Below are 26,622 nucleotides of genomic sequence, written 5' to 3'. Positions count from 1 at the left end.
CGCCCGGACCGTCCGTACCACCCGTGCTTTCCGTACCGTCCATGCCTTTCAAGGGCGTCCTACCTCCGCATCACGACCGGCTCGTGGCGCCGCAGCAGCCACGCCACCACGAGCCCGAGCACGACGCACAGCGCGACCAGCATGCCCATGTCGAAGAGCCAGGCGCCCACCGTGTGCGCCATCAGCGGGTCCGCCGTCCGCGGGCCCGGCACGGTCGCGTGGATGTCGATCGTCGCGCCCATCGCCGCGAACGCCCACCGGGACGGCACCAGCCAGGCCAGCTGTTCCAGGACCGGGGTGCCCCGTACGTCAAGGAGCGCTCCGCAGAAGACCACCTGCACGATCGCGAGGAGGACGAGCAGCGGCATCGTCACCTCCTCCTTGCGTACCAGGGCGGAGACGAACAGCCCGAGCATCATGGCGGTGAACGCGAGCAGCGCCACCGCCAGGGTCAGCTCGACGAGCGGTGGCAGCAGCACGCCCCGCCCGCCGGGCGCGCCGAGCGGGACCCCGACGAGGGCCACCAGGGTCAGGACCACGGCCTGCACGACCGTGACCGTGCCGAGGACGACCACCTTCGACATCAGATACGCGGAGCGGGACAGGCCCACGGCTCTCTCACGTCGGTAGATGGAACGTTCCTTGACCAGCTCGCGCACCGCGTTCGCCGCGCCCGTGAGCACCCCGCCCACACAGAGGATGAGCAGGACGTTCATGGTGGAGTCGGCGTTCAGGTGCCCCTCGGACAGGGCACGGGCCATCGCGCCCATGACGAAGGGCAGCGCCACCATGATGACCAGGAAGGTCCGGTCGGCGGACAGCGCCGCCGCGTACCGCCGGACGAGGGTACGGAGCTGGGAACCCCAGCTCTGCGCCTTCGGCGGTGCGAGCCGCGTGGCCTGCTGTGCCCTCGATCTGCCGCCAGGAGGCCCCGTGCCGGGTTCCGGTGCGCCGCCGGAACGCGGGGCGCCGGGCGGCCCGGCAGAAGTACTTGCCTCCTCGACGTAATGGCGGTGGATCGGGGAGCGGCGGAACAGACCGGCCCAGTCGCGGTCCCGGTCGTGCTCGAAGGCCTCGAACGCCTCCGGCCACTGCGTGTAGCCGAAGAAGCCGAGCGCGTCGCCGGGCGGCCCGTAGTACGCGACCCGGCCGCCGGGCGCGAGCACGAGCAGCCGGTCGCAGACGTCCAGACTCAGCACACTGTGGGTGACGACGATGACGGTACGGCCGTCGTCGGCGAGCCCGCGCAACATGTGCATCACCGAGCGGTCCATGCCCGGGTCGAGCCCGGAGGTCGGCTCGTCGAGGAAGAGCAGAGAGGGCTTGGTGAGCAGCTCCAGGGCCACGCTCACCCGCTTGCGCTGTCCGCCGGACAAGCTGTGGATGGGCAGCGCGGCCCGTTCCGTCAGCCCCAGTTCGCCGATCACCTCGTCCACCCGGTCACGCCGCTCGGCGGGGGTCGCGTCCTCGGGGAAGCGCAGCTCGGCGGCGTAGCCGAGGGCCCGGCGGACGGTCAGCTGGAGATGCAGGATGTCGTCCTGCGGGACGAGACCGATCCGGTGCCACAGCTCGGGATAGTCCTGGTAGAGGTCGCGGCCGTCGTACAGGACGGTGCCCCGGTCGGCGGGGCGCAGACCGGTGAGCGCGTTCAGCAGGGTCGACTTGCCCGCGCCCGACGGGCCGACGACCGCGAGCAGGCTCTTCTCCGCGACGGGGAAGGAGACCCCGTCGAGCAGGGTCTTGCGGCCTCGGTCGACGGTGACGGCCAGTTCCCGGACGTCGAGCGAGACCTCGCCGGTGTCGGTGAACTCGACGAGCGAGCCGCCGATGAGGCAGTACGCGCGGTGGCCGATGCCGACGAGATCCTCGGCGGTCACCCGCGCGTCGGTGACGGGCCGGCCGTCGAGGAAGGTGCCGTTGTGGCTGCCGAGGTCGTGGATGCGGTACGTGCCGTCGGGTTCGGCGATCAGCTCGGCGTGCCGGCGCGAGACGGTCAGATCGTCGATCACCAGGTCGTTGTCGGGGGCCCGGCCGATCCGCACGGTGCGGGCGGGCAGCGGCCGGACGGAGGTGGGGCGGCGGAAGGCGCCGGTGAGGGCGGGGGACGCGACGGCGGCGGAGGAGGGCCGGGGAGTGGAGGGGACGGGGGCTGCCGGCGGCTCGGCGGGTGGCTCCGGAGGCTGCGGTTCGGCGGCGGCAGGTTCGGCGGCCGGCTGATCGGCGCCGGGAGGTCCGGGGGCCGGGGCGTGCGGTGACGGCGGTACGGGAGGAGGGGGCGATGGCGCTGCTTCCCATATGCGTACGGGCTCGGAGGCCGGGGCGTCGGGTGCCGGGGGAGTGGGCGGTCGCAAAGCCGCCCTCGGACCGTCCTCGCGATGGCCGAAGCGGAGGACCGTTCCCGCGCCGACCACGCTGAGCCCCACCCGATGACCGTCGGCGAACGTGCCGTTCGTACTGTCCTGGTCCTCCAGCGTCCAGTGGCCGCCCACCGCCCGCAGCACCGCGTGGTGCCAGGACACCCGGGCGTCGGCCAGGACGATGTCGCTGGTGGGGTCGCGTCCGATGCGATAGACGCGGCGCGCGTCCAGGACGGTCGCGTCCCCGTCGGTCGTCAGGACCAAGGCGGGCGCGGAGGGCGCGATAGACCGCTCTCCCATACGTCAAGCCTATCGTCGGCGGTCGGACCGTGCCCGGGATGGGCGCCGGTATCGTGAGCGGCCGACCCACCTGCGGCCCGCCCCGGCCGGGGAGCGAAGGAGAACCACCCGTGCCGAAAGGTGTCACCAAGCGCCGGCCCCGGACCCGCGCGGCCCTGCTGCGGGCGGCCCTGGAGACCTTCGCCGAGCACGGCTTCCACGCGGTGTCGATCGAACAGATCTGTGAGCGCGCGGGTTTCACGCGTGGCGCGTACTACTCCAACTTCGCCAGTAAGGAAGAACTCTTCCTGGCCCTGTTCGACGAGCACGGCGCGCGCGTCGTCGAGCGCCTCGCCGCGTCGGTCGACGCGCTCGCACCCGAGGAGTGCACCCTGGAGCGGCTCGCCGAGCTGGTCGCGCGGATCGAACCGGACGAGCGCGACTGGTATCTGGTGAGCATGGAGTTCACCCTGCACGCCATCCGCGACCCGGTGGCCGCCCGGGTCCTCGCCCGGCACGAGGCCCGGCTGCGCGCCGAGATCGCCCGGGGGCTGGAGCTGGTCGTACGCCGGGGCGGCCGTGAACTGACCGTGGACGCCGATCGGTTCGCCCGCCTTGTCGTGGCCCTGCGCGAGGGTGCTCTCGCGCAGAGCTATGTCGAACCGGACGTACTTCCGCCGGGCAGTCTCGAACGCGCCTTCCTTCCACGGCTGTTGGAGTCGGTCACCCGGCGGGCGTAGGGACGGGCCGGACGGTGGGCGCCGCGCCGTGAGCGGTCAGCCGTTGCCGATCGCGTTCAGGCTGTCGATCTCCGCGTCGGTGAGCCGGAGTTCACCGGCCGCCAGGTTGTCGACGAGATGGTCGGGGTTGCCCGTGCCGGGGATGGCCAGGACATGCGGGCCCTGGTGCAGCGTCCAGGCGAGACGGACCTGGGCCGGGCTCGCGCCGCGCGCGCGGGCGACCGCGAGGACCGCGTCGTGCTCGTCGGCGGCGGTGCCGGCCTCGCGCCCCGCCCCCGCGATGGAGAAGAAAGGGACGAAGGCGATGCCCAGTTCGCCGCAGGTGCGCAGGAGTTCCCCGTCGTCGCGTGCGTCGAGACCGTAGCGGTTTTGCACGCACACCACGGGAGCGATCGCGCGGGCCTCGTCCAGGTGCTGCGGGCGGGCGTTGGACAGGCCGAGATGACGGACGAGTCCGGCGTCACGCAGCTCGGCGAGCGCCCCGAAGTGCTCGCTGACCGAAGGCTGGCTCATGACCCGCAGGTTGACCAGGTCGAGGTGGTCGCGGCCCAGCTGGCGCAGGTTCTCCTCGACCTGGCCGCGCAGCTGGTCGGGGCGGGCCGAGGCGACCCACTCGCCGGAGGCGTCCCGGGCCGGACCGACCTTCGTGGACAGCAGGAGATCGTCCGGGTACGGCGCGAGCGCCGAGTTGATCAGCTCGTTGGCCGACCGCAGCCGGGAGAAGTAGAAGGCGGCGGTGTCGATGTGGTTCACGCCGAGCTCGACGGCGCGGCGCAGGACGGCGATCGACCGGCTCCGGTCGCTCGGATCACCCAGGTGGAAGGCGGCGTTCCCGGTCAGCCGCATGGCGCCGAAGCCGATCCGGTGGACCGTGTGGTCGCCGAGTGTCCAGGTACCCGAGGCCGCCGCCGGGGCCGTGCGCGAGGTCATCCGTTTCCTCAACTCCCTTTCGAAGGACCGCCGCGCCCGACGGGCTCGGGTGCGGCGGCAGTGGAGTATGCGCAGGTCGCGGCCGTGACGAACAGGTCCGGTGGGGCAGGGGAATGTCACAGCCCCGGACGGGAACTTCGCGCGAGGAGGCGAACGTTCTCCAGGAGTGAACCCGGTGGGGGACCCAGCCGGGTTCGGCCGGGTTCGGCCGTCAGCCGAAGAGGTCGGGATCCGAGGCCGTGATCTGGTCCCACAGCGGACGGGCCTGGTACCAGCCGGCGATCGAGGACCCCACCTGGCCGCGGGTGAGCAGCGCCGTCTCCCGGTCGATCACATGCGGCGTCCCCGCCGCCATCGCGAGCAACTGGGCCTGGCAGGAACGCTCCATGGTGACGAACCACCAGACCGCCTCGGCGACCGACTGGCCGACCGTGAGCAGCCCGTGGTTCTTGAGGATGACCGCCTTGTGCGAGGCGAGCGCCTTGGCGACGCGCTCACCCTCCTCCCGCTGGTTGACGACACCCCGGTAGTCGTCGTAGATCCCGTGGTCCTCGAAGAACGCGCAGGCGTCCTGGGTGATCGGATCGAGCGGGACGCCGAGGCTGGAGAACGCCTTGCCGTACAGGGAGTGCGAGTGCGCGGCGGCGATCGCGTCCGGGCGCGCGCGGTGTACCTGGGCGTGGATGACGAACGCGGCCCGGTTGACCGGCCGTACGCCGTCCAGCACCCGTCCCTCGTGGTCGACCCGGATCAGGTCGGACGCCTTGATCTGGCCGAAGTGCATGCCGAAGGGGTTGACCCAGAAGGTCTCCGGCTCCCCGGGGTCGCGCACGGTGATGTGCCCGGCGACGCCCTCGGAGAAGCCGAACCGGCCGAAGATCCGGAAACCGGCGGCCAGTTGCTCCTTGCGGTACTGACGCTCTTCGTCGACCGAATCGAAGGTGGGCGGCAGCGGCACGACGGCCCCCTCGGGCAGGGGGCCGATGGCGGCGGAGAGCAGTTCGGCGAGTTCGGGCGACAGATCGGTCATGGGAACCTCCGGCGGTGCGGCAGGTCGGGCATGCGGGCGCGCCAAAAGATACAGAGCTGTATCCGATACGACAATGTCTCCGACGGTGGCGGTGACCGCTCGCCGAATTGGTCGGAGACCCACCCTTCGGAGTCTTCGGAGTCTTCGGAGTCTTCGGAGCCTTCGGAGCCCTCGGAGTCCTTGGAGCCCCCGGTTCCCCGGTCGCGACCGTTCCTGAGCCCCGGTCCCGCCCGGACGGGAGCCCGGCGCCCACCGCTGTGGCGTCTACCGCTCCGGCGCCCCGAACCGGGCCAGCAGATGCCAGACCCGCTTCACCTCCTGCCGGTCGTACCGCCCCGACTCGGCGGCCTCCTGCACGATCCGCGCGTCCAGCCACCCGTCCACGGCCAGCGCGGCGCCCAACTCCACGTACCGCGACCCCCGGTAGTCCGGATGGCGCCCGAGCTCCCCTACCGACAGCCGGAAGCCCCCGTGCCACGCGAGGGGACACGGCAGCGCACGGGCCGCGGCTTCCACCTCCGTACCGCGAAAGGCCGGGTCGAGAACCAACTCCTCGACGTCCCGGGCCAGTTCGACCGGGCCGTGTATCTGGGCCTCCACGTAGTCGTCCAGCGCGTCCCGACCGTCGGCGACGGCGAGCGCGACGAGCCGAGCGGCCCGTCCGGCGACACCGAAGTCGGCCGGTTCGAGGACGCTGTCCGGATAGCAGAAGGTCGTCCTGGCCAGGGTGGCGGAGGTCAGCCGCAGATGCGCGGAGCCGAACCGTGGCGCGGCACCGAAGGAACGGCGCCGGTGGTCGAGCGCGCCGTACACGGGCCGTTCGACCGCCGGGGCGTCGTCGTACGCCCCGCCGAAGATCCGGCTCTCCCAGTGCCATCGGTCACCGCCGGGGCGCGCGGTGAGACCGCCGTTGCCTGTGCCCGTGACGAACTGGGAACGGTAGACCCCGTCCTCGGCGAGCCGGCCGAGGAAGACGGGATGGAAGTTGAGGGTGACCCGCAGCCCGGGATCGAGAGGGCCGCCCGCGGCACGGGCGGAGACATGGGCGAGCGCGCGGCGCGACCGGGGAAGGAGATCCATCGCCGCAGTCTGCCGGAAGGACGGACCTTGCGGCGCGGGCATTTCGCTGGCTACGGTCGGCCGGACGGGCGCGAAAGCGCTTGCCGACGGCGGGGGAGAGCGGAGGACACCGCGTGGCGGACGGCGACGACAGCGGAGCCACCGGACGGTCCGGACACACGGGACGGGGCGGACCCGTCAGGCAGGACGAACCCACGGGACGGGCCGGCGGCCGGGCGGACCGGGGACCCCGGCGCGGCGGCGACGTCCTCGTCTACACCCGCACCACCGGCTACCGCCACGAATCGATCCCCGCCGGCGCCGCCGCCCTGGCCACGCTGGCCCGCGCCGCCGGGCTCACCCCCGAGACCACCGAGGACCCCGGCGCCTTCACCACCGCCCGGCTCGCCCGCTGCGCCGCCGTCGTCCTCCTTTCCACCACCGGCACCGTCCTCACCGACGAGGGGCGGACGGCCTTCGAGGCGTACGTACGGGGCGGGGGAGGCGTCCTCGCCGTGCACGCGGCGGCCAACGCCGAGCCCGGCTGGCCCTTCTACGGCGAACTCCTCGGCACCCGCTTCGCCGGACACCCCGCGCTCCAGCCCGGCGTGGTGTGCGCCGAGGACCCCGGCCATCCGGCGACGGCCGCGCTGCCGGCCCGCTGGGAGTGGACCGACGAGTGGTACGACTTCACCGCCCACCCGCGGGCCGCCGGCGTACGGGTCCTCGCCCGCGTCGACGAGAACTCCTACCGCGGCGGCACACTCGGCGCCGACCATCCCCTGGTGTGGTGCCGGGAGGCCGTGCCCGGACGGGGGCGCTTCCTCTTCACCGCGCTCGGGCATGCCACCGAGGCGTACGCGGACCCCGCCTTTCGCGCCCACCTCGCGGGCGCCCTCGGCTGGGTCGCCCGCACGGCCGGGTGACCCCGGTCCACGGCAGACGCCCCGCAGCCCCATTCGTCCCGTCCCGATTGCGCGCGCGCCCGGTCCGCGAGAGGTTGACCCCGGGGGAGCGCGGCACGGGGGCGGAGGCCTGGAGGAGACGACATGGGTATCGCCACCGTGAACCCGGCGACCGGCGAGACACTGCGCACCTATGAGGCGCAGGGGCCCGCCGAGATCGAGCGGCGCATCGACGCCGCCCACGAGGCGTACCGCCGCTACCGGACCACCCCTTTCGCCGAACGCGCCCGGCTGATGCGCGCCGCCGCCGCCCTCCTCGACGAGGACGCCGAGGACATCGCGCGCACCATGACCACCGAGATGGGCAAGCCGATCGTCGCCGCCCGCGCCGAGGTCGCCAAGTGCGCCAAGGCCATGCGCTGGTACGCCGATCACGCGGAGGAGCTGCTCGCCGACGAGCGGCCGGCGCAGCACGACGTCCAGGACTCGGGCGCCGACTTCGCGCGCGTCCGCTACCGGCCGCTCGGCCCGATCCTCGCCGTCATGCCGTGGAACTTCCCCCTCTGGCAGGTCGTCCGCTTCGCGGCGCCCGCCCTCATGGCCGGCAACACCGGGCTGCTCAAGCACGCCTCGAACGTGCCTCAGACCGCGCTCTACCTCGGCGAACTCTTCCGGCGCGGCGGATTCCCGGCGGGTTGCTTCCAGACCCTGCTCATCGGCTCCGGGGCCGTCGAGAGCGTGCTGCGCGACCCCCGGGTCGTGGCCGCCACCCTCACCGGCAGCGAACCGGCCGGCCGGTCCGTCGCCGCGATCGCCGGGGACGAGATCAAGAAGACCGTGCTGGAACTCGGCGGCAGCGACCCGTACATCGTCATGCCCTCCGCCGACCTGTCCCGGGCCGTCAAGACCGCCGTCACCGCCCGCGTACAGAACAACGGGCAGTCCTGCATCGCCGCGAAACGGTTCATCGTCCACCGCGACGTCTACGACACCTTCGCCGAGCGGTTCACCGCCGCCATGAACGCCCTCACGATCGGCGACCCGCTCGACGACGACACCGACGTCGGCCCGCTCGCCACCGAGCAGGGCCGCGCCGACCTGGAGGCGCTCGTCGACGACGCCGTGGCCGCCGGGGCCACCGTGCTGTGCGGCGGCGGGCGGCCCGACGCCTTCCCGCGCGGCTGGTTCTACAAGCCGACCGTGCTCACCGGCATCACCCCCACGATGCGCGTCCACCACGAGGAGGCGTTCGGGCCCGTCGCCACCCTCTACCCGGTCGCCGACATCGAGGAGGCCGTCGCCGTCGCCAACGACTCGCCTTTCGGGCTGAGTTCGAACGTGTGGACCCGTAAGGAGGAGGACATCGCCTTCTTCGTCCGCGACCTGGAGGCGGGCGGCGTCTTCGTCAACGGCATGACGGCCTCCCACCCCGCCCTGCCCTTCGGCGGGGTGAAGCGTTCGGGGTACGGCCGCGAGCTGGCCGGGCACGGCATCCGCGAGTTCTGCAACGCCACCACGGTCTGGCAGCGCGCCTGATCCGCCACGGAACGGGGCCCCGCCCCTGATCCGCCACGGAACGGGGCCCCGCCCCTGACCCGCCGCGGAACGGCCCCGCCCCTGCGTCTCCTCGGGCGGCCCGACCACTCGTTCCGACGCCCGGCCTGCCCTGGTCCGCGACCGCCCGACCGCCCGACCGGCGGTCCGGCGGTCCGCTCGGTGGTCCGGCCGATGTCCGTCCGGCCCGGCGCGACCCGCCCCGCCCGCCGGACGAATTCGCTTGCGGCGGCCCGGGGCCGCCCGCTGAGCTGGAACCATGGACACGACTCTCCCCACCCTCCCCGAGCGCTTCGCGCGGGCGCGCGGCGCGGTGCTGGGGGCGCTGATGCTGGGCGCCTTCGCCTTCAACACGGCCGAGAACCTGCCCATCGGGCTCCTCGACGTCCTCGCCGGCCGTCTGGACGTGTCCGTGCCGGCCGCCGGACTGCTCGTCACCGGCTACGGCCTGACGGTGGCCGTCGTCTCTCTGCCGCTCACCCACGCGGTACGGGCCGTGCCCCGCCGCCACGTCCTGACCGGCGTGTTCGCCGCTCTGGCCGTCTCCAGCCTGGCGGCCGCGCTGCTCTCCTCGTACGGACCGCTGCTCGCCGCGCGGCTGGTGACCGCGCTCGGCCAGGCCCTGTTCTGGGCCGTGATGGGTCCGGTCGCCGCCGGACTGTTCCCGCCCGGCGTGCGGGGGCGAGTGATCGGGGCGCTGTCGGTGGCCGGTTCGCTCGCGCTCGTCGTCGGGGTGCCCGGCGGCACCTGGCTCGGCCGGCACGGCGGCTGGCCGCTGCCGGTCGCCGTCCTGGCCGTGCTGGGGCTCGTCCCGATGGTGACGGTCGCCGCCCTGCTGCCCACCGCGCGCCCGGAGACGGAGGCCGCCGCGCGGGGCACCCGCCCCGACCGCCGCCGGTTCGCCGTCGTGCTGGCCGCCGGGACGCTCTCCGCCACCGGCGCGTTCGCGGGATACACCTACCTCGTGCCCTTCCTCGGGGACGTGGGCGGGTTCCGGCCCGAGACCACCGGCGTCCTGCTGTTCGCCTTCGGGGGCGCCTGCCTGGCCGGGGTGAGCCTCGCCGGTCCGCTGCTCGACCGCTTCCCGCACGGTGTCCTGACCGGCGCCGTGGCCGTCCAGGCGACGGGACTGCTCGGCCTGTCCGCGTGGGGTGCCCGGCCCGCGGCGGCCGTCCTGTTCCTGGTGCTCACGGGCGGCGCGCTCGGACCCGTCTTCATGGCCACCCAGCACGCGATGCTGCACTGTGCCCCCGGCCGGACCGACCTCGCCTTCGCCGCCAACTCCGGTGCCTACAACGTCGGCATCGCCGCGGGCGCCGCCCTCGGCGGGCTGATCCTGCCGTACGCCGGGGTCCGCGCCGCCTTCCTGGCCGGCGGGCTGCTGGCGGCCACCGCCTGCGCGGTCCTCCTGCCCGCCCGGCCCCGCCAGGCGCGGTCGTAGCCGGCGGACCAGGGCAACGAAAAACGAACAGCGGCGCCGGACGCCGGGCGTCGCGGGAGCCGCCCTCGGCCCGCCCCCGTGGCCCTCAGCCCCGGGTCCACTCCAGCAGCCGGTCCGCCGGCCAGGTGTTGATCACCCGCTCGGCCGTCACCCCGCATTCCTCGGCCCGCGCGCAGCCGAGGATCTGCCACTCCAGCTGCCCCGGCGCGTGCGCGTCCGTGTCCACCGCGAAGCGGACCCCGCACTCCACCGCCTCCCGCAGCAGCCGCAGCGGCGGGTCGAGCCGCTCGGGACGGCTGTTGATCTCCACCGCCGTACCGGACTCCGCACACGCGGCGAACACCCGTTCGGCGTCGAACTCCGATTCCGGCCGCTGCCGGCCGTCGCCCACCAGCCGCCCCGTACAGTGCCCCAGCACGTCCATCAGCGGATTGCGCACCGCCCGTTCCATCCGCCGGGTCATCGCCCGTTCGTCCATCCGCAGCTTCGAGTGCACGGAGCCCACCACCAGGTCGAGCCGGTCGAGCAGGCCGGGCTCCTGGTCGAGCGAACCGTCCTCCAGGATGTCGCACTCGATGCCGGTGAGCAGCCGGAACGGCGCCCATCGCTCATTCAGCCGGGCCACCACGTCCAGCTGCTCGCGCAGCCGCTCGGGGGAGAGCCCCCGGGCCACCTTCAGACGCGGCGAATGGTCCGTGAGCACCATCCACTCGTGGCCGAGACCGGCCGCCGCGCGCCCCATGTCCTCGATGGTGCTGCCGCCGTCCGACCAGTCGGAGTGCACATGGCAGTCGCCGCGCAGCGCCGCCCGCAACTCCTCGCCGCCCGACACCTCGGGCACCGGGAGTTCCCGTTCCAGCCGCTCCAGATACTCCGGCACCCGGCCCGCCAGCGCCTCGCGCACCACGGCGCCCGTCTTCGGGCCGATGCCCTTCACCGACTCCAGGGTCCCGGCGGCCGCCCGCTGTTCGACCTCGTCCGGGCCGAGGGCCGTCACCGCCGCCGCGGCCGTACGAAACGCGCGGACCCGGTACGTCGGCTCCCGCGAGCGCTCCAGCAGGTACGCGATCCGGTCCAGCGCCGCCACCGGGTCCATGGGAACGCACCGTCCTTCCCTCGGCGGGGAGCGGCCGGCCTGTCGCCGTCCGGCCGCGCCGTCCGCTCAGCCCTCGTCCTCGATCCAGTCCGCGGCGCGCCGCGTGGCTTCCCCGCTCGCGCCGCCCCCATCCCCGCCCCCGTCGATGCCGCCCCCGCCGCCACCGCCCGTACCACCGCCGCCCGCGCCGCCGTCCCGCCCGTTCCCGCCGCGCGGCTCGACCGGCTCCAGCTCGCACCACACCGCCTTGCCCTCGCCGCGCGGCTCCACACCCCACCGGGCGGCGATCGCGTCCATCAGGAGCAGCCCGCGCCCCGAGGTCGCCGCCTCGCCCGGGGTGCGCCGGCGCGGCCAGCCGCTCGACCGGTCCTGCACGGACAGCCGGACCCGCCGTACCGGCTCCGGCAGCACCTCCAGGGTCAGTACCGCCCCGCCCTCCGTGTGCAGAAGTACGTTCACCAGCAGCTCGCCCGTCAACAGCTCGGCGTCGTCGGCGAGTTCGGGCATGCCCCAGTCCACCAGGGTCTGTCCCACCGCCGCCCGCGCGTCCGACAGCCCCTGCGGATCGGCCTGGTGGATGTACTGGTGGATCCGCGGTGCCCGGGGCGTGCCCGGGTCCGGACTGCGCCGCAGCACCAGCAGGGCCACGTCGTCTCCCGCCCCCCACCGCTCCCACAGCCGGTCCGACAGATGGTCCGCGAGCGCCTCGGCCTCCGGCGGGCCGCCGCCCACCGCCGCCGCCAGCTTCGCGAGCCCCGCCTCCAGATCGGTGCCGGGCTGCTCGACCAGCCCGTCCGTGTACAGCACCAGCGTCTCGCCCGGCACCAGGTCGAGCCGCGTCTCCGGGAACTCCTCCTCGCCGAAGACCGTGGCCAGTCCCAGCGGCAGCCCGCCGCGCAGCTTCGGCCGGCCCACCCGTCCGTCCGTATGCCGGATCAGCGGCCCCAGATGCCCCGCCCGTACCCCGCGCACGGTGCCACCGGCCAGGTCCACCTGTGCGTACGCGCAGGTCGCGAAGCGATCGGTGTCCAGTTCCGCGAGGAAACGGGAGGCCCGGGCCAGCACCGTCGACGGAGGGTGCCCCTCGCCCGCGTACGCCCGCAGCGCGATGCGCAACTGCCCCATGATCGCGGCGGCGTGGGTGTCGTGCCCCTGCACATCGCCCACGACCACCCCGACCCGGCCGCGCGGCAGCGGGATCACGTCGTACCAGTCGCCGCCGACCTGCCGCCCGCTCCACGCCGCGTGATAGCGCACGGCTATCTCGCCGCCCTCGATCTTCGGAATCCGGCGCGGCAGCATCGTCGCCTGGAGCCCGGTGGCCAGCTCCCGCTCCTCGTCGAAGAGGATCGCGCGCTGGAGCGACTGGGCGACGATCGCGGCGAGCCCGAGCAGCAGATTGCGCTCGTCCGTGTCGAACCGGTTGCGCCGCCGGTAGAACAGCGCCATCCCGCCCAGCGAGCGGGCCTGCGCCACCAGCGGCAGATAGCAGGCGGAGTGGTACGGCATCCGGTGCACGTACGGCACCAGGCGAGGGAAGTCCTGCTCCACGTGCTCGGGGAACTCGGACACGAATCGGGCCTCGCCGCTGAGCACCGCCTCCGCCAGCGGCAGCCCCGGCTCCAGCGGGCGGCTGCGGAAGTCCTCGAAGACATCGATGCCCTCACCGCTCAGCGCGATCAGGTCGAGGTTGCCGTTCTCGACGAGCCCCAGCCCCAGCCCGTCCGCGCCGAGCCGCCCGAGCCCGGCCGGACCGGTCAGCGCGGCCGTCACGTCGTCCACGGTCACCGCCCGCGACAGCGCGTGCGTCGTGCGTTGCACGATCGTGGTCTGCACCTCCTGGCGCTTGGCCAGGTTGAGGATGAACTCCGAGTTCGTGACCTCGGTGGTGGTGTCCCGTACGACCCCCACGACCCGGTGCGCCGTCCCGTCCGCCCGGCGCAGGATCCGCGCCTGCACATGTGTCCACTGAGGCGGGCCGCCGGGTGGACCGAGGCGGATGTGGGCCGCGTACGAGGTGCTGTCCCCGGAGACCGCCTCCTGGATCAGCCGGTTCAGCCGGTCCCGCTCGGCCGGGTCGAGGCCACGCATCAGCGACGCGGCCCGCCTGTCGAAGCCCTCCGGATCCACCCCGAGGACCAGTAGGCCCGCGTCGTCGACATCGATGGCGTCCGTGTCGAGATCCCAGTCGAAGCTGCCGGTTCGGTTCATGGCGAGGCGCTCGGCCGGCCCGATCTCACCGCCGCGCGCGCTGTACTCGTCGTCGGTCATCCTCCTCATTGTCGAGCCGGGCCCCCGCCGACGCCACGGCGGCGACAGCACGGCCCGCGGGCGATTTCGACGGGCCGGCGGCCCCGGATGCGGGACCCCGGCCCGGACACGAGAATGGCCAGTACTTGTGGAACCGTGCGGAACGCCAGGAGGCGCCATGACCGGAGACACCGACAAGACGTCCCGGGGGGCCCGGGGGGAGACGCCCACCCCCGACAAGCTGCTGCACGCGGGGTCGGAGGGCGAGTTCTCCGCCGAGGACCTGGTCCTCGCCTCGGGCCGCGACCTGAACCCGGAGAACCTCGCGTGGGCGGAGCGGCGGATGGAGCGGAAGGGGGCGCGCGCCTCCCTCGACGAACTCCTGCCCTGAAGACCGCGTCCCCGCCACCGGGCGGGACGGGAAGGGAAGGTCCGTACGCCACCGGCCGGCGCACGGGCCTTCCCCCTTTATGGAACACGTTCTACCGTGGCTCGCCGCACAGGACGGTCCGCGCCGCGGCGTACCGCGCCGCACCGCCCGCACCGCCCCGCGCCGAGGACCGAGCCACGGGAGACGCCATGCATCTCGACTACACGCCCGACCAGCACCGGCTGCGCGCCGAGCTGCGGGCCTACTTCGCGACGCTCGTCCCCGACGACGTCCACGTCCGTACCCGCGGTGCCGCCCCCGCCGAACGGAAACGCTTCTACCGCGAGACAGTGCGCCGTCTCGGCACCGACGGCTGGCTCGGCGTCGGCTGGCCCACCGAGTACGGCGGCCGCGGCCTGACCCCGATGGAACAGTTCGTCTTCTTCGACGAGGCCGCGCAGGCCGGCGTCCCGCTGCCGCTGATGGCGCTCAACACCGTCGGACCGACGATCATGCGCTACGGCACCGACGAGCAGAAGGCGTACTTCCTCCCGAGGATCCTCTCCGGGGAGATCGACTTCGCCATCGGCTACAGCGAACCCGACGCCGGCACCGACCTCGCCGCGCTCCGGACCCGCGCCGTGCGCGAGGGCGACGAGACGGACGGCCACTACATCGTCGACGGACAGAAGATCTGGACCACCAACGGCGACACGGCGGACTGGGTCTGGCTCGCCGTCCGCACCGACCCGGCCGCTCCGCCGCACCAGGGCATCACCATGCTCCTGGTCCCGACCGCCGACCCCGGCTACTCCTGCACCCTCATCGACACGCTCGCCTCCCACGACACCACCGCGAGCCACTACGAGAACATCCGTGTCCCCTGCTCCCGCCGGGTCGGCGCCGAGAACCAGGGCTGGCGGCTGATCACCAACCAGCTCAACCACGAGCGCGTCACCCTCGCCGCCCACGGCACCATGGCCATCCGCGCCCTCCACGACGTCCGGCGCTGGGCCGCGGCCACCAAACTCGCCGACGGCCGCCGCGTTCTCGACCTCGGCTGGGTCCGCCGCGTCCTGGCCCGCACCCATGTCCGCCTCGACGCGATGAAGCTCCTCAACTGGCAGATGGTGAACGCGGTCCAGGACGGCACCCTCACCCCCCAGGACGCCTCCGCTGTCAAGGTGTACGGCTCCGAGGCGCGCCGCGACGCCTACGCCTGGCTCCTGGAGGTCACCGGCGCGGCGGGCGCGCTCAAGGAGGGCTCGCACGGCGCCGTCCTCCACGGCGAACTCGAACGCGGCTACCGCTCCGCCGTCGTCTTCACCTTCGGCGGCGGCAACAACGAGATCCAGCGCGAGATCATCTCCTGGATCGGCCTCGGCATGCCCCGCGTCCGCCGCTGACGGTTCGTGACGCGTGAGGTGTGGCGCCCATCGCTCTTTCTTCGGCACGGCATGGCAAAGGGCGGCCGGGAGAAGGCGGTGCGCGAGGCGGCCGAGGCGGCCCTCCGCGAGGTTGTCGCATCCTCCTCGGCCTCGGCGGGGGCGGGGAGGACGGGCCTCCCGAATGTCCTGGCGGTGATCGACGCGGACGCGGCGAAGCTGACCGAAAAGCGCTCCGGAGAATGCGGTCGACGCATTCTCCGGAGCGCTTTTCTGATGCCGCACCGCCCGTCCGGAACAAGCCGGGAGCGGCCGCCGGTAGGAAACAAGCCGGGAGTGAGGTAAATAAGCCTCTCCGGTACCGCCGCCTTGACGCGTCACAGTCAAGGGTCGTTTCCTTTCCGGTGTCCACTTCACAAGAGTCGACCGGAGGAACACAGTGAGAAAGTACCTGGGAGCAAGGTCGGTCGCGGCGTTGGCCGCCGCGGCGCTCATCGGCCTGATGGTTCCGGGCGTCGCCGACGCCGCGCAGGGGTCCGCCGATTCCGCTTCCTACACGAGGTGCAACAGTGGAGGCGTGGAGCTGGCGACGGCGGCGGAGGCCGTGACCGTCCGAACCGGCCCCAGCGTCAGCGCCGCCGTGGTGACCACCGCCCAGAAGGGCACCACCTGGTGGTGCCGGGGTTACGCCGTGGGGGACCGCTACAACGCCTGCGGGGTCACGCAGGCGAACGCCTGGATTTACGTGTTCAACAACAACTACGCCGGCTATTCCGCGATGACCTGCTGGAACTGACGGTGCGTATTGCCTCGCCGAACGGCGAAGGTAATGTGATTCCCAAATCCCGGCAATTTCCGGTCCGGTGAATTGCCGCCTTGGAGGCGCCCGATACGGGCGCCTCCAAGGGCGTGTGGGGTGCTTTCCGGTGGATCGGCTCGGCCGAGGAGTCAAAACCCGCCCGACAGGATTACCGCCCCCCTTTCGCGCGTGGCGCGCTCGGCTCTCCTCATAGGGTCCCCGCCCGAGGCCCCCGCGCCGCGTCCGCCGGTGCCGACGTGCCGACGGCGGGTCCGGCGGCGAAGTGGACGTACTCACGCGTCAGCCGGAAGCCCGCGGTCCAGGCGAGCAGCCGGCTTGGGCGGTTGTCGCGCGAGCAGGACCAACTGGCGCGGTGGCCGCGCGCCGTGATGTCGGCGGTCAACCCGGTGACACAGGCCAGGGCGAGATGCCGGCGGCGTTCGCCGGGGCCGGTGGCGCAGGCGACGTCCTCGTAGCGGCTGCCGAGGAAGCGGGTGCAGGCCAGGGCGAGGATCCGGCCCCGGCGGAAGGCGGCCCAGGCCAGGCCGGATTCGGCGAGGGCGGCGGGCCCGTCCCAGGTGTCGTGGAGCCAGGCCGCCGCCGGATCCAGGCCGGCGAGCGCGGGAGCGTCCCGGGGCGCGAGGCGGCGCACGATCACCCCGGTGGGGACGCGCGGCGCGACGGGCTCGGCCCGGTGGACGTAGAGCATGCGCTCCCAGGGGTGGAGGTGGCCGAAGGCCGCGCCGAGGACCGGCAGGAAACGGTCCGGCGCCTCGACGTAGTGCCCGGCGAGCGGGGCCAGCAGCTCCGGGGCGGCGGCCCCGGGGTCCCCGGTGAGCAGGGCGTACCCGCCGCAGGTCACGGCCACGACGCGGGGTTCTCGCGCCCGGTCGGTCCACCACCGGCCGTGGCCGGTGGCGAGGACGTGCTCGGCGAGCGCTCCGGACCCCGGGGTGCCGGAGAGGAACACCCGGGCGGGCGCGGGAGGTTGGTGGGACGCGTGGGGGATCACGGGTGCTCCTGGTACGGCGGGGACGAGGAGGTACGGGGCGGGACGCGGAGCCGGAAGCGGTGCGGAGGGCAGTGCCGGGGGCGGGGCGAACGCGAGGTCGAACGCGGGGCGGCGCCGGCCGGCGGTTCGGCCGGCGGGCGCGGAGGAAGCGCGGGTACACGGGTACGGAGCAGGGGCACCGGACCGCGGGTCGCGACGCCCCGGCGGTCAGGGCGGCGGGGAATCCGGTCGGCCGGGCATACGGACGGGACGTCCGCCGGCGCGGTACGCCGGATGGGGGCCGTGTGCTGTGTGCGCCTCCATGGAAACCGAGCGCGCGGGAGTCCCGCAAGACCGCCGGAAGGGCGCCCTTCTCTTCACGGCGCCACCTCGACGCCGTGCACCAACGCCTTTGAGACGCCTTCGAGGCGGCTTCGGGGCGCCCCGGGACGCCTGCGGGCGGCGTGGCGACGGCTCCGCGTCCGCGTCGGGACACCGCACCGGCACCGCCGGGCCCCGCGCCCCGCCCGCTCGTTCACCTGCCCGCGGTGCCGGCGCGCACCCCGACCTCACCCTGGCCGAAACGCCCCCGCCGTCTTTCCACGGCGTCCGCGCCCGAACCCGTAGAGGACGCGTCAAGACCGGACCCCCAGGCGTCAGAGGGGCGTCAACGGCAGCGGCGGCGTGGCTGATATGCGGTTCGCTCCTCGTGTCCGAGTATTCGATTCCCTTCCTCATTCTCCGGGAGCTCACGATGGCCGACGTGGCCTTCGTCCTCGCCACGGTCGCGATCTTCGCGCTGGTGGCGTTCATCGCCAAGGGGGTGGCCAAGCTGTGACTGCCGAGAACATCGTCGGTCTCGTCGTGGCCGTCGCCCTGCTGGGCTATCTGATCCTCGCCCTCGTCAAGCCCGAGAGGTTCTGAGCCCCGAGATGAGTCCCGTCCTCGCTGGAGTCCTCCAGCTTCTGGCGCTGGTCGTCGCGCTCGGTCTGTCGTACCGGCCGCTCGGCGACCACATGGCGCGCGTCTACTCCTCGGAGAAGCACTACCGTCCCGAGAAGTGGATCTACAAGGCGATCGGCGCCAACCCGGACACGGAGATGCGCTGGCCGGCCTATCTGCGCGGAGTGCTCGCCTTCTCCGCCGTCAGTGTCCTCTTCCTCTATCTGCTGCAGCGGGTCCAGGGTTCGCTGCCCGGCTCGCTCGGATTCGTGTCGATCGACCCGGACCAGGCCTTCAACACGGCCGCGTCGTTCGTCGCGAACACCAACTGGCAGTCGTACTACGGCGAGCAGGCCATGGGCCACGTGGTGCAGACCGGCGGCCTCGCGGTGCAGAACTTCGTCTCGGCGGCCGTCGGCATGGCCGTGGCGGTCGCCCTCGTCTGCGGATTTGCCCGGTCCCGCTCCGGTGAACTGGGCAACTTCTGGGCCGACCTGGTCCGCGGCACCGTCCGTATCCTCCTGCCGATCGCGGTCGTCGGCGCGGTGGTCCTGGTGGCCTGCGGCGTCATCCAGAACTTCTCCGGCATCCACGAGGTCGGCCAGTTCGGCGGCACCCCGCAGCAGTGGAACGGCGGCGCGGTGGCCTCGCAGGAGGTCATCAAGGAGCTGGGCACCAACGGCGGCGGCTACTTCAACGCCAACTCCTCCCACCCCTTCGAGAACCCCAACGGGCTGTCGAACCTCTTCGAGATCTACCTGATACTGGTGATCCCCTTCGCGATGACGCGGACCTTCGGCCGGATGGTCGGGTCGGTCAAGCAGGGGTACGCGATCCTCGGCACGATGGCCGTCATCTGGATCGGCTTCACCGCCCTGATGATGTGGACCGAGTTCGCCCACCGCGGCCCGGCGTTCGAGCTGGCCGGCGGGGCCATGGAGGGCAAGGAGACCCGGTTCGGGATCGCCGGCTCGTCGCTGTTCGCCGTGGCCACCACACTGACCTCGACCGGCGCGGTCAACTCCTTCCACTCCTCGTACACCGGCTTCGGCGGCGGCATCGCGATGCTCGGCATGCAGCTCGGCGAGATCGCGCCCGGCGGTGTCGGCTCCGGCCTCTACGGCATGCTGATCATGGCGGTCGTCGCCGTCTTCATCGCGGGTCTGATGGTCGGCCGTACGCCCGAGTACCTGGGGAAGAAGATCGGCACCCGCGAGATCAAGTTCGCGGCCTGCTACATCCTGATCACCCCGGCGCTGGTGCTCTGCTTCACGGCACTCGCGATCGCGCTGCCCACGCCCCCGCACTCGATGCTCAACACGGGCGCCCACGGCTTCTCCGAGATCCTTTACGCCTACACCTCCGGCGCCAACAACAACGGATCCGCCTTCGCCGGTCTGAACGCCGACACCCAGTGGTTCAACTCGACGATCGGCATCGCGATGCTGCTCGGCCGCTTCCTGCCCATGGTGTTCGTCCTCGCCCTCGCCGGCTCGCTCGCCGAACAGGCACCCGTACCGGCGACCGCCGGAACACTGCGGACCGAGAAACCGCTGTTCGCGGGCCTGCTGGGCGGCACGATCCTGATCGTCACCGGTCTCACCTACTTCCCGGCCCTCGCTCTTGGACCGCTCGCCGAAGGGCTCGCGGCATGACACACGGCATACGGAAACCCGGCACACCGGAATCCGGCATACGGGAATCCGGCGCATCGGAACCCGCACCACGGAACCACGCCCCCCAGGCCCACGCCCCCCGGACCGACGCCGCCCGGAACCACCCCGCTCGGACCCCCGCCCCACACCACCCCGGCCCACAGCACCCCGACGTAAAGGATCACGAGGACGCCATGTCCGCCACGCGACCGACCACCGCGCCCCACGGGGACCCCTCCGGCGGGCAGCATGCCCACGGACGGGTGGGCGGCGGTCTGTTCGACCCGAAGCAGCTGGTCACGTCCTTCCCCGACGCGCTGCGCAAGCTCGACCCGCGGGTGATGGTCAAGACGCCGGTGATGTTCGTGGTCCTGGTCGGGTCGGTCGTCACCACGGCCCTCGCGATCCAGAGCCCCTCGGACTGGTTCGGCTGGGCGATCGCCGGCTGGCTGTGGCTGACGACGGTCTTCGCCAATCTCGCCGAGGCCGTGGCCGAAGGCCGCGGCAAGGCGCAGGCCGACACCCTGCGCAAGGCCAAGACCGACACGGTCGCGCGCCGGCTGGCCGGCGGCACCGAGGAACCGGTCCCCGGCACCGATCTGCGCGTCGGCGACCTCGTGGTCTGCGAGGCCGGCGACATCATCCCCGGCGACGGCGATGTCGTCGAGGGGGTCGCGAGCGTGGACGAGTCCGCGATCACCGGCGAGTCCGCCCCGGTCATCCGGGAGTCCGGCGGTGACCGGTGCGCGGTCACGGGCGGGACGAAGGTGCTGTCCGACCGGATCGTCGTGAAGATCACGACGAAGCCGGGCGAGACTTTCATCGACCGCATGATCAACCTGGTCGAGGGCGCGGCCCGGCAGAAGACGCCGAACGAGATCGCGCTCAACATCCTGCTGGCCTCGCTGACGATCGTCTTCCTGCTGGCCGTCGTCACCCTGAAGCCCTTCGCGATCTACGCCGGGGCCGACAAGCAGACCTCCCTCATCGTCCTCACCGCGCTTCTCGTCTGCCTTATCCCGACGACGATCGGCGCCCTGCTCTCCGCGATCGGCATCGCGGGCATGGACCGGCTCGTGCAGCGCAATGTGCTCGCCATGTCCGGCCGCGCGGTCGAGGCGGCGGGCGACGTGTCGACGCTGCTGCTCGACAAGACCGGCACCATCACCCTGGGCAACCGGCAGGCCGCCGAGTTCGTGCCGGTCAAGGGTGTGACGGAGGCCGAGGTGGCGGACGCCGCGCAGCTCTCCTCGCTGGCCGACGAGACCCCCGAGGGCCGTTCGATCGTCGTCCTCGCGAAGGAGAAGTACGGGCTGCGCGAACGCCACCAGGGCGAACTCGCCCAGGCGGAGTGGATCGCCTTCACCGCCCAGACCCGGATGTCGGGCGTGGACGTCGACGGCCGGCAGACCCGCAAGGGCGCGGCCGGTTCGGTCCTCGCCTGGGTCCGCGAGCAGGGCGGCGACATCGCCGCCGACGCCGACACACTGGCGGACCGGATCTCCGAGGCCGGCGGCACCCCGCTGCTCGTCGCGGTGAAGGACGACGCCGGCGCGCGGGTCCTGGGCGTCGTCCATCTGAAGGACGTCGTCAAGGAGGGCATGCGGGAACGGTTCGACGAACTGCGCCGCATGGGCATCAAGACGGTCATGATCACGGGCGACAACCCGCTGACCGCCCGCGCCATCGCCGAGGAAGCGGGAGTCGACGACTTCCTCGCCGAGGCCACCCCCGAGGACAAGATGGCCCTCATCAAGCGGGAGCAGGCGGGCGGCAAACTGGTCGCGATGACCGGCGACGGCACCAACGACGCCCCGGCGCTCGCCCAGGCGGATGTCGGCGTGGCGATGAACACGGGCACGTCGGCCGCCAAGGAGGCCGGCAACATGGTCGACCTCGACTCGAACCCGACGAAGCTCATCGAGATCGTCGAGATCGGCAAGCAGCTCCTCATCACCCGGGGCGCGCTGACCACCTTCTCCATCGCCAACGACGTGGCGAAGTACTTCGCCATCATCCCGGCCATGTTCGCGGTGGCGTATCCCTCGCTCGACAAGCTGAACATCATGGCCCTGTCGTCGCCGAGGTCCGCGATCCTCTCGGCCGTCGTCTTCAACGCGCTGATCATCATCGCCCTGGTCCCGCTCGCCCTCAAGGGCGTGCGCTACCGCCCGTCCAGCGCGGACTCGATGCTCCGGCGCAACCTCGGGATCTACGGACTCGGCGGCCTCGTCGCCCCGTTCGTGGGCATCAAGATCATCGACCTGCTCCTCTCCCTCATCCCCGGAATCGGCTGACCCACGATGAACTACTCGGTAGGAAACACGGGCCGTGTGCTCTGGGCCGGCCTGCGGGCCCTGATCGTCCTGACGGTGGTGTGCGGGGTGCTCTACCCGCTCGCCGTGACCGGGATCGCCCAGCTCGCCTTCCCCGCCAAGGCCAACGGATCGACGATCGAGGACGCGAGCGGAAAAGCCGTCGGCTCCTCGCTCATCGGGCAGCGCTACGACCTGCCACTCAAGGACGGCCAGGAGACGGCCGCCCCGGATCTGCGCTGGTTCCAGCCGCGCCCATCCCGTGGCCTTGGTGCCAACACCGTCAACACCCGGTACGCGCTCCTGCTCTCCGGCGCCACCAACCGCGCCGGCGACAGCCCCGAGCTGATCACCTGGATCACCGAGGCCAAGGCGGCCGTGGTCAAGGACAACTCCGTCCCCGGCCACCCGGTGACGCCGTCCGAGGTGCCGGCCGACGCGGTGACCTCCTCCGGTTCGGGCCTGGACCCGAACATCTCCCCGGCGTACGCCAGGCTCCAGGTCCGCCGGGTCGCCGAGAGGAACCACCTGACCGTCGAGCAGGTGGAGAAACTGGTCGCCGGGCACACCAGCGGCCGGATCCTCGGCTTCATCGGAGAGCCCCGGGTCAACGTCCTCGAACTGAACACCGCACTCAGGGACTTGGCGGCCAAGGGCTGAATCGCGAGCCGAGAAGGGGCCGAGTGCCCGATCACGGCGAAGAGGGAGGGGGGGGGGGGGGGGGGGGGGGGGGGGGGGGGGGGGGGGGGGCGCCCGCCCCCGCCCCCCCCCGGCCCCGGGGGGGGCGGGCGCGGCGCGCGGGGGCGCCCCCCCCCCCGCCCCGGCGGGCGCCGCCGCGCCCCCCCCCCCCCCCCCCCCCCCCCCCCCCCCCCCGGCGTACCGGAACTACCGGAGTGGAGCGGAACGGAGCGGAGCGGTACGGCCTTTTCTGCCGACCCGACCCGACCCGACCCGACCCGGCTACGGCTTCGGCAGGGTGCAACCGGCCCGGTTCAGGTCGAACACGTTCCCGGGACCGACGCACGGGATGATCTGGTACGTCTGCTGGGCGTAGTTGATGCCCTGGCGGACCGTCACGGCACCGTTCTCGGCGACCTCGCACGGGTTGTTCATGGTGCAGGTCCCGCCGCTCTCGTTGCCCGTGTTGTTGACGGCGACGACCTTGCCGGTGGTCGTGTCGATCACCGGCGAGCCGGAGGTGCCGCCGATGGTGTTGCAGGACGAGGTGTAGCGGACCGAGTCCTTCCAGGTCCAGGCGTCCTCCTTGAGGCGGTACGCGAACCCGTCGACGTTGCAGCTGTACGTCCGCTTCCAGTACCCGGAGACCACGGTGATCGCCGAACCCTGCGTCGGGCGCACGTCGTTGAGGGTGAGGGCGCCGATGCCGTACTGGCTCTGGATCTGCGCGTACGTCTTGGTCAGCTGGTAGACCGAGATGTCCGTGTCGGTCATCGTGGCGTACGCGATCTTGCTCGCCTGGAGCGTGGCCACCTTGGTGCCCGCCCCGTTGAGCAGGGAGAAGGTGCGGGTCGACGCCCGGTCCTTGACGACCTGACCGGCCGCCGGCATGCCGGTCTCCAGGCAGTGCCCGTTGGAGAGGACGAGCGCGGGGTCGGTCGACAGCGAGGACGGCATCCGGACGACGGAGCCGGAACAGTTGCTGAGCGCGACCGTCCCCGCGAAGTCGACGGCGGCGGGTGCGACGGCCTTGACCGGCGCGGTGTTCCCGGGCGCGGAGGCCATGGCCGGGGCCGTCGTCGCGCCCGCCAGGGCGAGCGCGATCAGCGTGCCGGCGAGAGGCTTGTTCATGTGGGGGTTCCCCTCTGGTGACGGTGCGTTCGAAGCGGTGCGAGTTGTCATGTGCATTCTTGGAACCCCGGGCCCGGCTGACAAGAGGGCGTACCGCGCCACATCCCGACGGCCTCCTCCGCGCCGCCGCCCACCGCCCCCGTGCCCCGGCGCCGACGGCGCTCGGCCCCGCGCGCGGAGCGACCCGACGGCGTACCGCGACTCTCGCGTACGCCCTCGGCCCCCGTGCGCCCCACAGCGCCCCGTTCGCCGCCCCGCAACGCCACCGACCGGCGGCCGGGCACCCCCGGCCATGGCTCACGCACTCTTCCCGAACCGGCGGCCGGCCGTCGAAGACGCCGCTCCGGCGGCGGTTTCCGCGCGCTACGGCGGACGCGCGGGGACCGGCCCGGACCGGACACCCCGCCCATGTCGTACAGTCTGCGGACCGGTGCCGCCATACTGGGACGGGCCGGGGAGGGGCGGCACGGCGACGGGGTACTCGGGGGCGACAGCACGCGATGGCGGACACGGACACCAGGCTGATCCAGGGCCGGTACCGGCTCCAGGAAGTGATCGGCCGCGGCGGCATGGGCGAGGTGTGGCGGGCCACCGACGAATCGCTGGAGCGGCGCGTCGCCGTCAAATGCCTGCGACCGCTCGGCCGGCAGCGCGACCCCGACCATCTCGCCGTCCTGCGCGAGCGCTTCCGGCGCGAGGCCCGGGTCGCCGCCGCGCTCCAGCACCGGGGCATCACCGTCGTCCACGACTTCGGTGAGTCCGACGGGGTCCTCTTCCTCGTCATGGAACTCCTCGACGGGCGCAATCTGAGCCAGCTGCTCACCGACAACGACAAGCGGCCGCTGCCGGTCGCCGAGGTCCTCGACATCGCCGAACAGGTCGCCGAGGCCCTCGCCTACACCCACCGTCAGGGCGTCGTGCACCGCGACCTCAAGCCCGCCAACATCATGCGGCTCACCGACGGCACCGTGAAGATCTGCGACTTCGGCATCGCGCGGCTCGGCGCGGACATGGACTTCACCTCCCGTCTCACCGGCACCGGCATCGCCATGGGCACCCCGCACTACATGTCGCCGGAACAGATCGGCGGGGGCGGCGCCGTCGACCACCGCAGCGATCTGTACTCCCTCGGCTGTGTGCTCTACGAAGTGGCCACCGGACGGCCGCCGTTCGACATGGAGGACACCTGGGCGATCCTCATCGGACACCGTGACACCGCCCCCGCGCCGCTGCGCGGCCATCGCCCCGAACTGCCCGGCTATCTGGACCTGGCCGTCCTCGACCTGCTCGCCAAGGCCCCCGGGGAGCGCCCGGCCGACGCGGCCGAACTGGGCCGGCGGCTGGTCTGCGGCCGCACCGGCACGGACCCGGCCCTCCGGCCGGCGGCACCGGCCGTGCTGCCCGCCTGGGCCCGCACGCTGGCCGTCGGCCGCCCGGCGGCCTCCAGCCCCGCCGGCCGCCCCGCCCCGGCGCACGACCACGCCGCCGCGCTCACCACCGTCTGGACCGGGACCGCCCCGTCACGCCCGCCCGCGCCCCCCGAGAGCGGGTCCGCCCCCGCCTCGCCAGCCGGCGAGATCGCCCCTGCCTCCCCGGCCGGCGAGATCGCCGCCGTCCTCGCCGGCCGGCACCGGGCCGGCCTCGGGCTCGGCCGGCTCGGCCGCTGGACGGAGGCCGCCGACCTGCTCCGTACGGTGGTGCGCGACCGGGCGCACGTGCTCGGCGACGACCACCCCGACACCCTGGCCAGCGGCTACGAACTCGGCTTCGCGCTCGGGCGGCTCGGCCGCGCCACCGACGCCCTGGACCGGTTCGCGGCGGTCGCCGAGGGCCGCGCCCGCACCCTGGGCGCCGACCACCCCGACACCCTGGCGGCCCGTCAGGAGACCGCGTACATCCTCGGCGGACTCGGCCGCCACGCCGAGGCGCACGAGGTCTACGAGACGGTTCTCGCCGCCCGGACCCGCACCATGGGCGCCGAGCACCCCGACACCCTGCGCTGCCGCCACAACCTGGCGTTCACCCTCGGCCGGATCGGCCGGGTCACGGAGGCGTACGCGACGGCCCGCGAGGTCGCCCACGTCCGCGCCCGGCTGCTCGGTGCCGAGCATCCCGACACACTGGCGACCCGGCACGAGATAGGCCACGCGCTCGGGCGGCTCGGCCGCTGGTCGGACGCGCTCGCCCAGCACCGCGAGGTCGCCGAGGCCCGGCGCGCCGTCCTCGGCGCGGACCATCCCGACACCCTCGCCGCGCGCTACGAGACGGGCATCTGCCTGGGCCGCCTCGGGCGCGCCGAGGAGGCCACCGTGCTCTACCGCGACCTGGTCGGCGCCCGGACCCGGGCGAACGGCCCCGACCACCCGGAGACCCTGCGGGCCCGGCACGGCCTGGGTGTCAACCTCGGCCGCCTCGGCGACTGGGACGGCGCCCTGGCCGAGGCCCGTACGGTCCGCTCCGCCCGCGCCCGCGTCCTCGGCGACGACCACCCGGACACCCTCGCCAGCCACCGCGAGGCCGGGATCGCGCTCGGCCATCTGGGCCGCTGGGCGGAGGCCCTGGCCGAGTACCGCCACATCACGGCGACCCGCACCCGGCTGCTCGGCGCCGGCCACCCGGCGACCCGCGCCGCCCTGGCCGACGAGACCCACTGCCGGCGACGGCTGGGCGCCACATCCGCGTAAGACGGCCCACCCGCGCCAATCTGTTCGATCG

Annotated in this window: 21 protein-coding genes; 13 read left to right on the top strand and 8 right to left on the bottom strand. The window is 73.0% G+C overall.

What is annotated here, in order from left to right; genetic code table 11:
* Positions 1-59: 59 nt before the first annotated feature.
* The gene (locus ACGFRB_RS03890) at positions 60-2,657 is read right to left on the bottom strand and encodes an FHA domain-containing protein (protein ID WP_393238606.1); all 2,598 of its coding nucleotides are present in this window, start codon (positions 2,655-2,657) and stop codon (positions 60-62) included.
* 110 nt (positions 2,658-2,767) lie between these two features.
* Between ACGFRB_RS03890 and ACGFRB_RS03885 the strand changes: the two genes are divergently transcribed.
* Positions 2,768-3,376 carry a TetR/AcrR family transcriptional regulator gene (locus ACGFRB_RS03885; RefSeq protein ID WP_393238603.1) on the top strand — a complete coding sequence of 203 codons (609 nt, stop codon included), beginning with the start codon at positions 2,768-2,770 and terminating at the stop codon, positions 3,374-3,376.
* A 36-nt stretch (positions 3,377-3,412) separates the two neighbouring features.
* Here ACGFRB_RS03885 and ACGFRB_RS03880 read toward each other — a convergent pair whose 3' ends face one another.
* From ACGFRB_RS03880 to ACGFRB_RS03870, 3 genes are all read right to left on the bottom strand, one after another.
* On the bottom strand, positions 3,413-4,306 hold the full coding sequence (locus ACGFRB_RS03880) for an oxidoreductase (RefSeq protein ID WP_393238600.1): 894 nt from the start codon (positions 4,304-4,306) through the stop codon (positions 3,413-3,415).
* Between the two features lie 211 nt (positions 4,307-4,517).
* Entirely contained in the window at positions 4,518-5,336 is an 819-nt protein-coding gene (locus tag ACGFRB_RS03875; protein WP_393238597.1) for a class II aldolase/adducin family protein, read from the bottom strand.
* Between the two features lie 264 nt (positions 5,337-5,600).
* Positions 5,601-6,416 (bottom strand): DUF3626 domain-containing protein, encoded by an 816-nt coding sequence (locus ACGFRB_RS03870; protein ID WP_393238595.1) that lies wholly within the window; start codon positions 6,414-6,416, stop codon positions 5,601-5,603.
* A gap of 113 nt (positions 6,417-6,529) precedes the next feature.
* Here ACGFRB_RS03870 and ACGFRB_RS03865 point away from each other — a divergent pair, with 113 nt between their 5' ends.
* The 3 genes from ACGFRB_RS03865 to ACGFRB_RS03855 all read left to right on the top strand — a co-directional run bounded on the left by ACGFRB_RS03865 (position 6,530) and on the right by ACGFRB_RS03855 (position 10,295).
* Positions 6,530-7,321, top strand: coding sequence for a ThuA domain-containing protein (locus tag ACGFRB_RS03865; protein WP_393238592.1), 792 nt, complete (start codon positions 6,530-6,532; stop codon positions 7,319-7,321).
* Between the two features lie 123 nt (positions 7,322-7,444).
* Positions 7,445-8,836 (top strand): NADP-dependent succinic semialdehyde dehydrogenase, encoded by a 1,392-nt coding sequence (locus ACGFRB_RS03860; protein WP_393238589.1) that lies wholly within the window; start codon positions 7,445-7,447, stop codon positions 8,834-8,836.
* A gap of 346 nt (positions 8,837-9,182) precedes the next feature.
* Positions 9,183-10,295 carry an MFS transporter gene (locus ACGFRB_RS03855; protein ID WP_363008273.1) on the top strand — a complete coding sequence of 371 codons (1,113 nt, stop codon included), beginning with the start codon at positions 9,183-9,185 and terminating at the stop codon, positions 10,293-10,295.
* 85 nt (positions 10,296-10,380) lie between these two features.
* Here the strand turns inward: ACGFRB_RS03855 and ACGFRB_RS03850 are convergent, their stop codons facing one another.
* Positions 10,381-11,391, bottom strand: coding sequence for a PHP domain-containing protein (locus ACGFRB_RS03850; protein ID WP_363008027.1), 1,011 nt, complete (start codon positions 11,389-11,391; stop codon positions 10,381-10,383).
* Positions 11,392-11,457: 66 nt separating this feature from the next.
* Positions 11,458-13,662: a SpoIIE family protein phosphatase gene (locus tag ACGFRB_RS03845; protein ID WP_393238586.1), complete on the bottom strand. Its 2,205-nt coding sequence runs from the start codon at positions 13,660-13,662 to the stop codon at positions 11,458-11,460.
* A gap of 157 nt (positions 13,663-13,819) precedes the next feature.
* Here ACGFRB_RS03845 and ACGFRB_RS03840 point away from each other — a divergent pair, with 157 nt between their 5' ends.
* From ACGFRB_RS03840 to ACGFRB_RS03830, 3 genes are all read left to right on the top strand, one after another.
* Complete coding sequence (locus ACGFRB_RS03840) at positions 13,820-14,032, top strand: hypothetical protein (protein ID WP_363008031.1); 213 nt, start codon at positions 13,820-13,822, stop codon at positions 14,030-14,032.
* A gap of 188 nt (positions 14,033-14,220) precedes the next feature.
* Complete coding sequence (locus ACGFRB_RS03835) at positions 14,221-15,417, top strand: acyl-CoA dehydrogenase family protein (RefSeq protein WP_393238583.1); 1,197 nt, start codon at positions 14,221-14,223, stop codon at positions 15,415-15,417.
* Between the two features lie 418 nt (positions 15,418-15,835).
* A complete protein-coding gene (locus tag ACGFRB_RS03830) occupies positions 15,836-16,192 on the top strand; it encodes a hypothetical protein (RefSeq protein WP_393238580.1) in 357 nt (118 codons plus the stop codon).
* 211 nt (positions 16,193-16,403) lie between these two features.
* Here ACGFRB_RS03830 and ACGFRB_RS03825 read toward each other — a convergent pair whose 3' ends face one another.
* Positions 16,404-17,207: a GNAT family N-acetyltransferase gene (locus tag ACGFRB_RS03825; RefSeq protein ID WP_393238577.1), complete on the bottom strand. Its 804-nt coding sequence runs from the start codon at positions 17,205-17,207 to the stop codon at positions 16,404-16,406.
* 688 nt (positions 17,208-17,895) lie between these two features.
* On the opposite strand from ACGFRB_RS03825, the gene ACGFRB_RS03820 reads away from it, so the two are divergent.
* The 5 genes from ACGFRB_RS03820 to ACGFRB_RS03800 all read left to right on the top strand — a co-directional run bounded on the left by ACGFRB_RS03820 (position 17,896) and on the right by ACGFRB_RS03800 (position 22,758).
* A complete protein-coding gene (locus ACGFRB_RS03820; RefSeq protein ID WP_393238574.1) occupies positions 17,896-18,024 on the top strand; it encodes a hypothetical protein in 129 nt (42 codons plus the stop codon).
* Positions 18,021-18,110, top strand: a complete 90-nt coding sequence (gene kdpF, locus ACGFRB_RS03815; RefSeq protein WP_361234660.1) for a K(+)-transporting ATPase subunit F — start codon at positions 18,021-18,023, stop codon at positions 18,108-18,110. The genes ACGFRB_RS03820 and kdpF overlap by 4 nt, the downstream gene beginning before the upstream one ends.
* Positions 18,111-18,118: 8 nt before the next feature.
* Positions 18,119-19,783, top strand: a complete 1,665-nt coding sequence (gene kdpA, locus ACGFRB_RS03810) for a potassium-transporting ATPase subunit KdpA (protein WP_393238571.1) — start codon at positions 18,119-18,121, stop codon at positions 19,781-19,783.
* Between the two features lie 194 nt (positions 19,784-19,977).
* Complete coding sequence (kdpB, locus tag ACGFRB_RS03805; RefSeq protein ID WP_393238567.1) at positions 19,978-22,080, top strand: potassium-transporting ATPase subunit KdpB; 2,103 nt, start codon at positions 19,978-19,980, stop codon at positions 22,078-22,080.
* A gap of 6 nt (positions 22,081-22,086) precedes the next feature.
* On the top strand, positions 22,087-22,758 hold the full coding sequence (locus tag ACGFRB_RS03800; protein WP_393238564.1) for a potassium-transporting ATPase subunit C: 672 nt from the start codon (positions 22,087-22,089) through the stop codon (positions 22,756-22,758).
* Between the two features lie 300 nt (positions 22,759-23,058).
* Here the strand turns inward: ACGFRB_RS03800 and ACGFRB_RS03795 are convergent, their stop codons facing one another.
* Positions 23,059-23,907 (bottom strand): serine protease, encoded by an 849-nt coding sequence (locus tag ACGFRB_RS03795; protein ID WP_393238561.1) that lies wholly within the window; start codon positions 23,905-23,907, stop codon positions 23,059-23,061.
* Positions 23,908-24,407: 500 nt separating this feature from the next.
* Between ACGFRB_RS03795 and ACGFRB_RS03790 the strand changes: the two genes are divergently transcribed.
* Positions 24,408-26,591, top strand: coding sequence for a tetratricopeptide repeat protein (locus tag ACGFRB_RS03790; protein WP_393238558.1), 2,184 nt, complete (start codon positions 24,408-24,410; stop codon positions 26,589-26,591).
* The last annotated feature ends 31 nt before the right edge of the window (positions 26,592-26,622 follow it).

The organism is Streptomyces sp. NPDC048718 (genome assembly GCF_043198875.1).
Lineage (GTDB): Bacteria > Actinomycetota > Actinomycetes > Streptomycetales > Streptomycetaceae > Streptomyces.
Note: the sequence above shows the minus strand (reverse complement) of the source record. Positions and strands in the feature narration are given on the sequence as shown.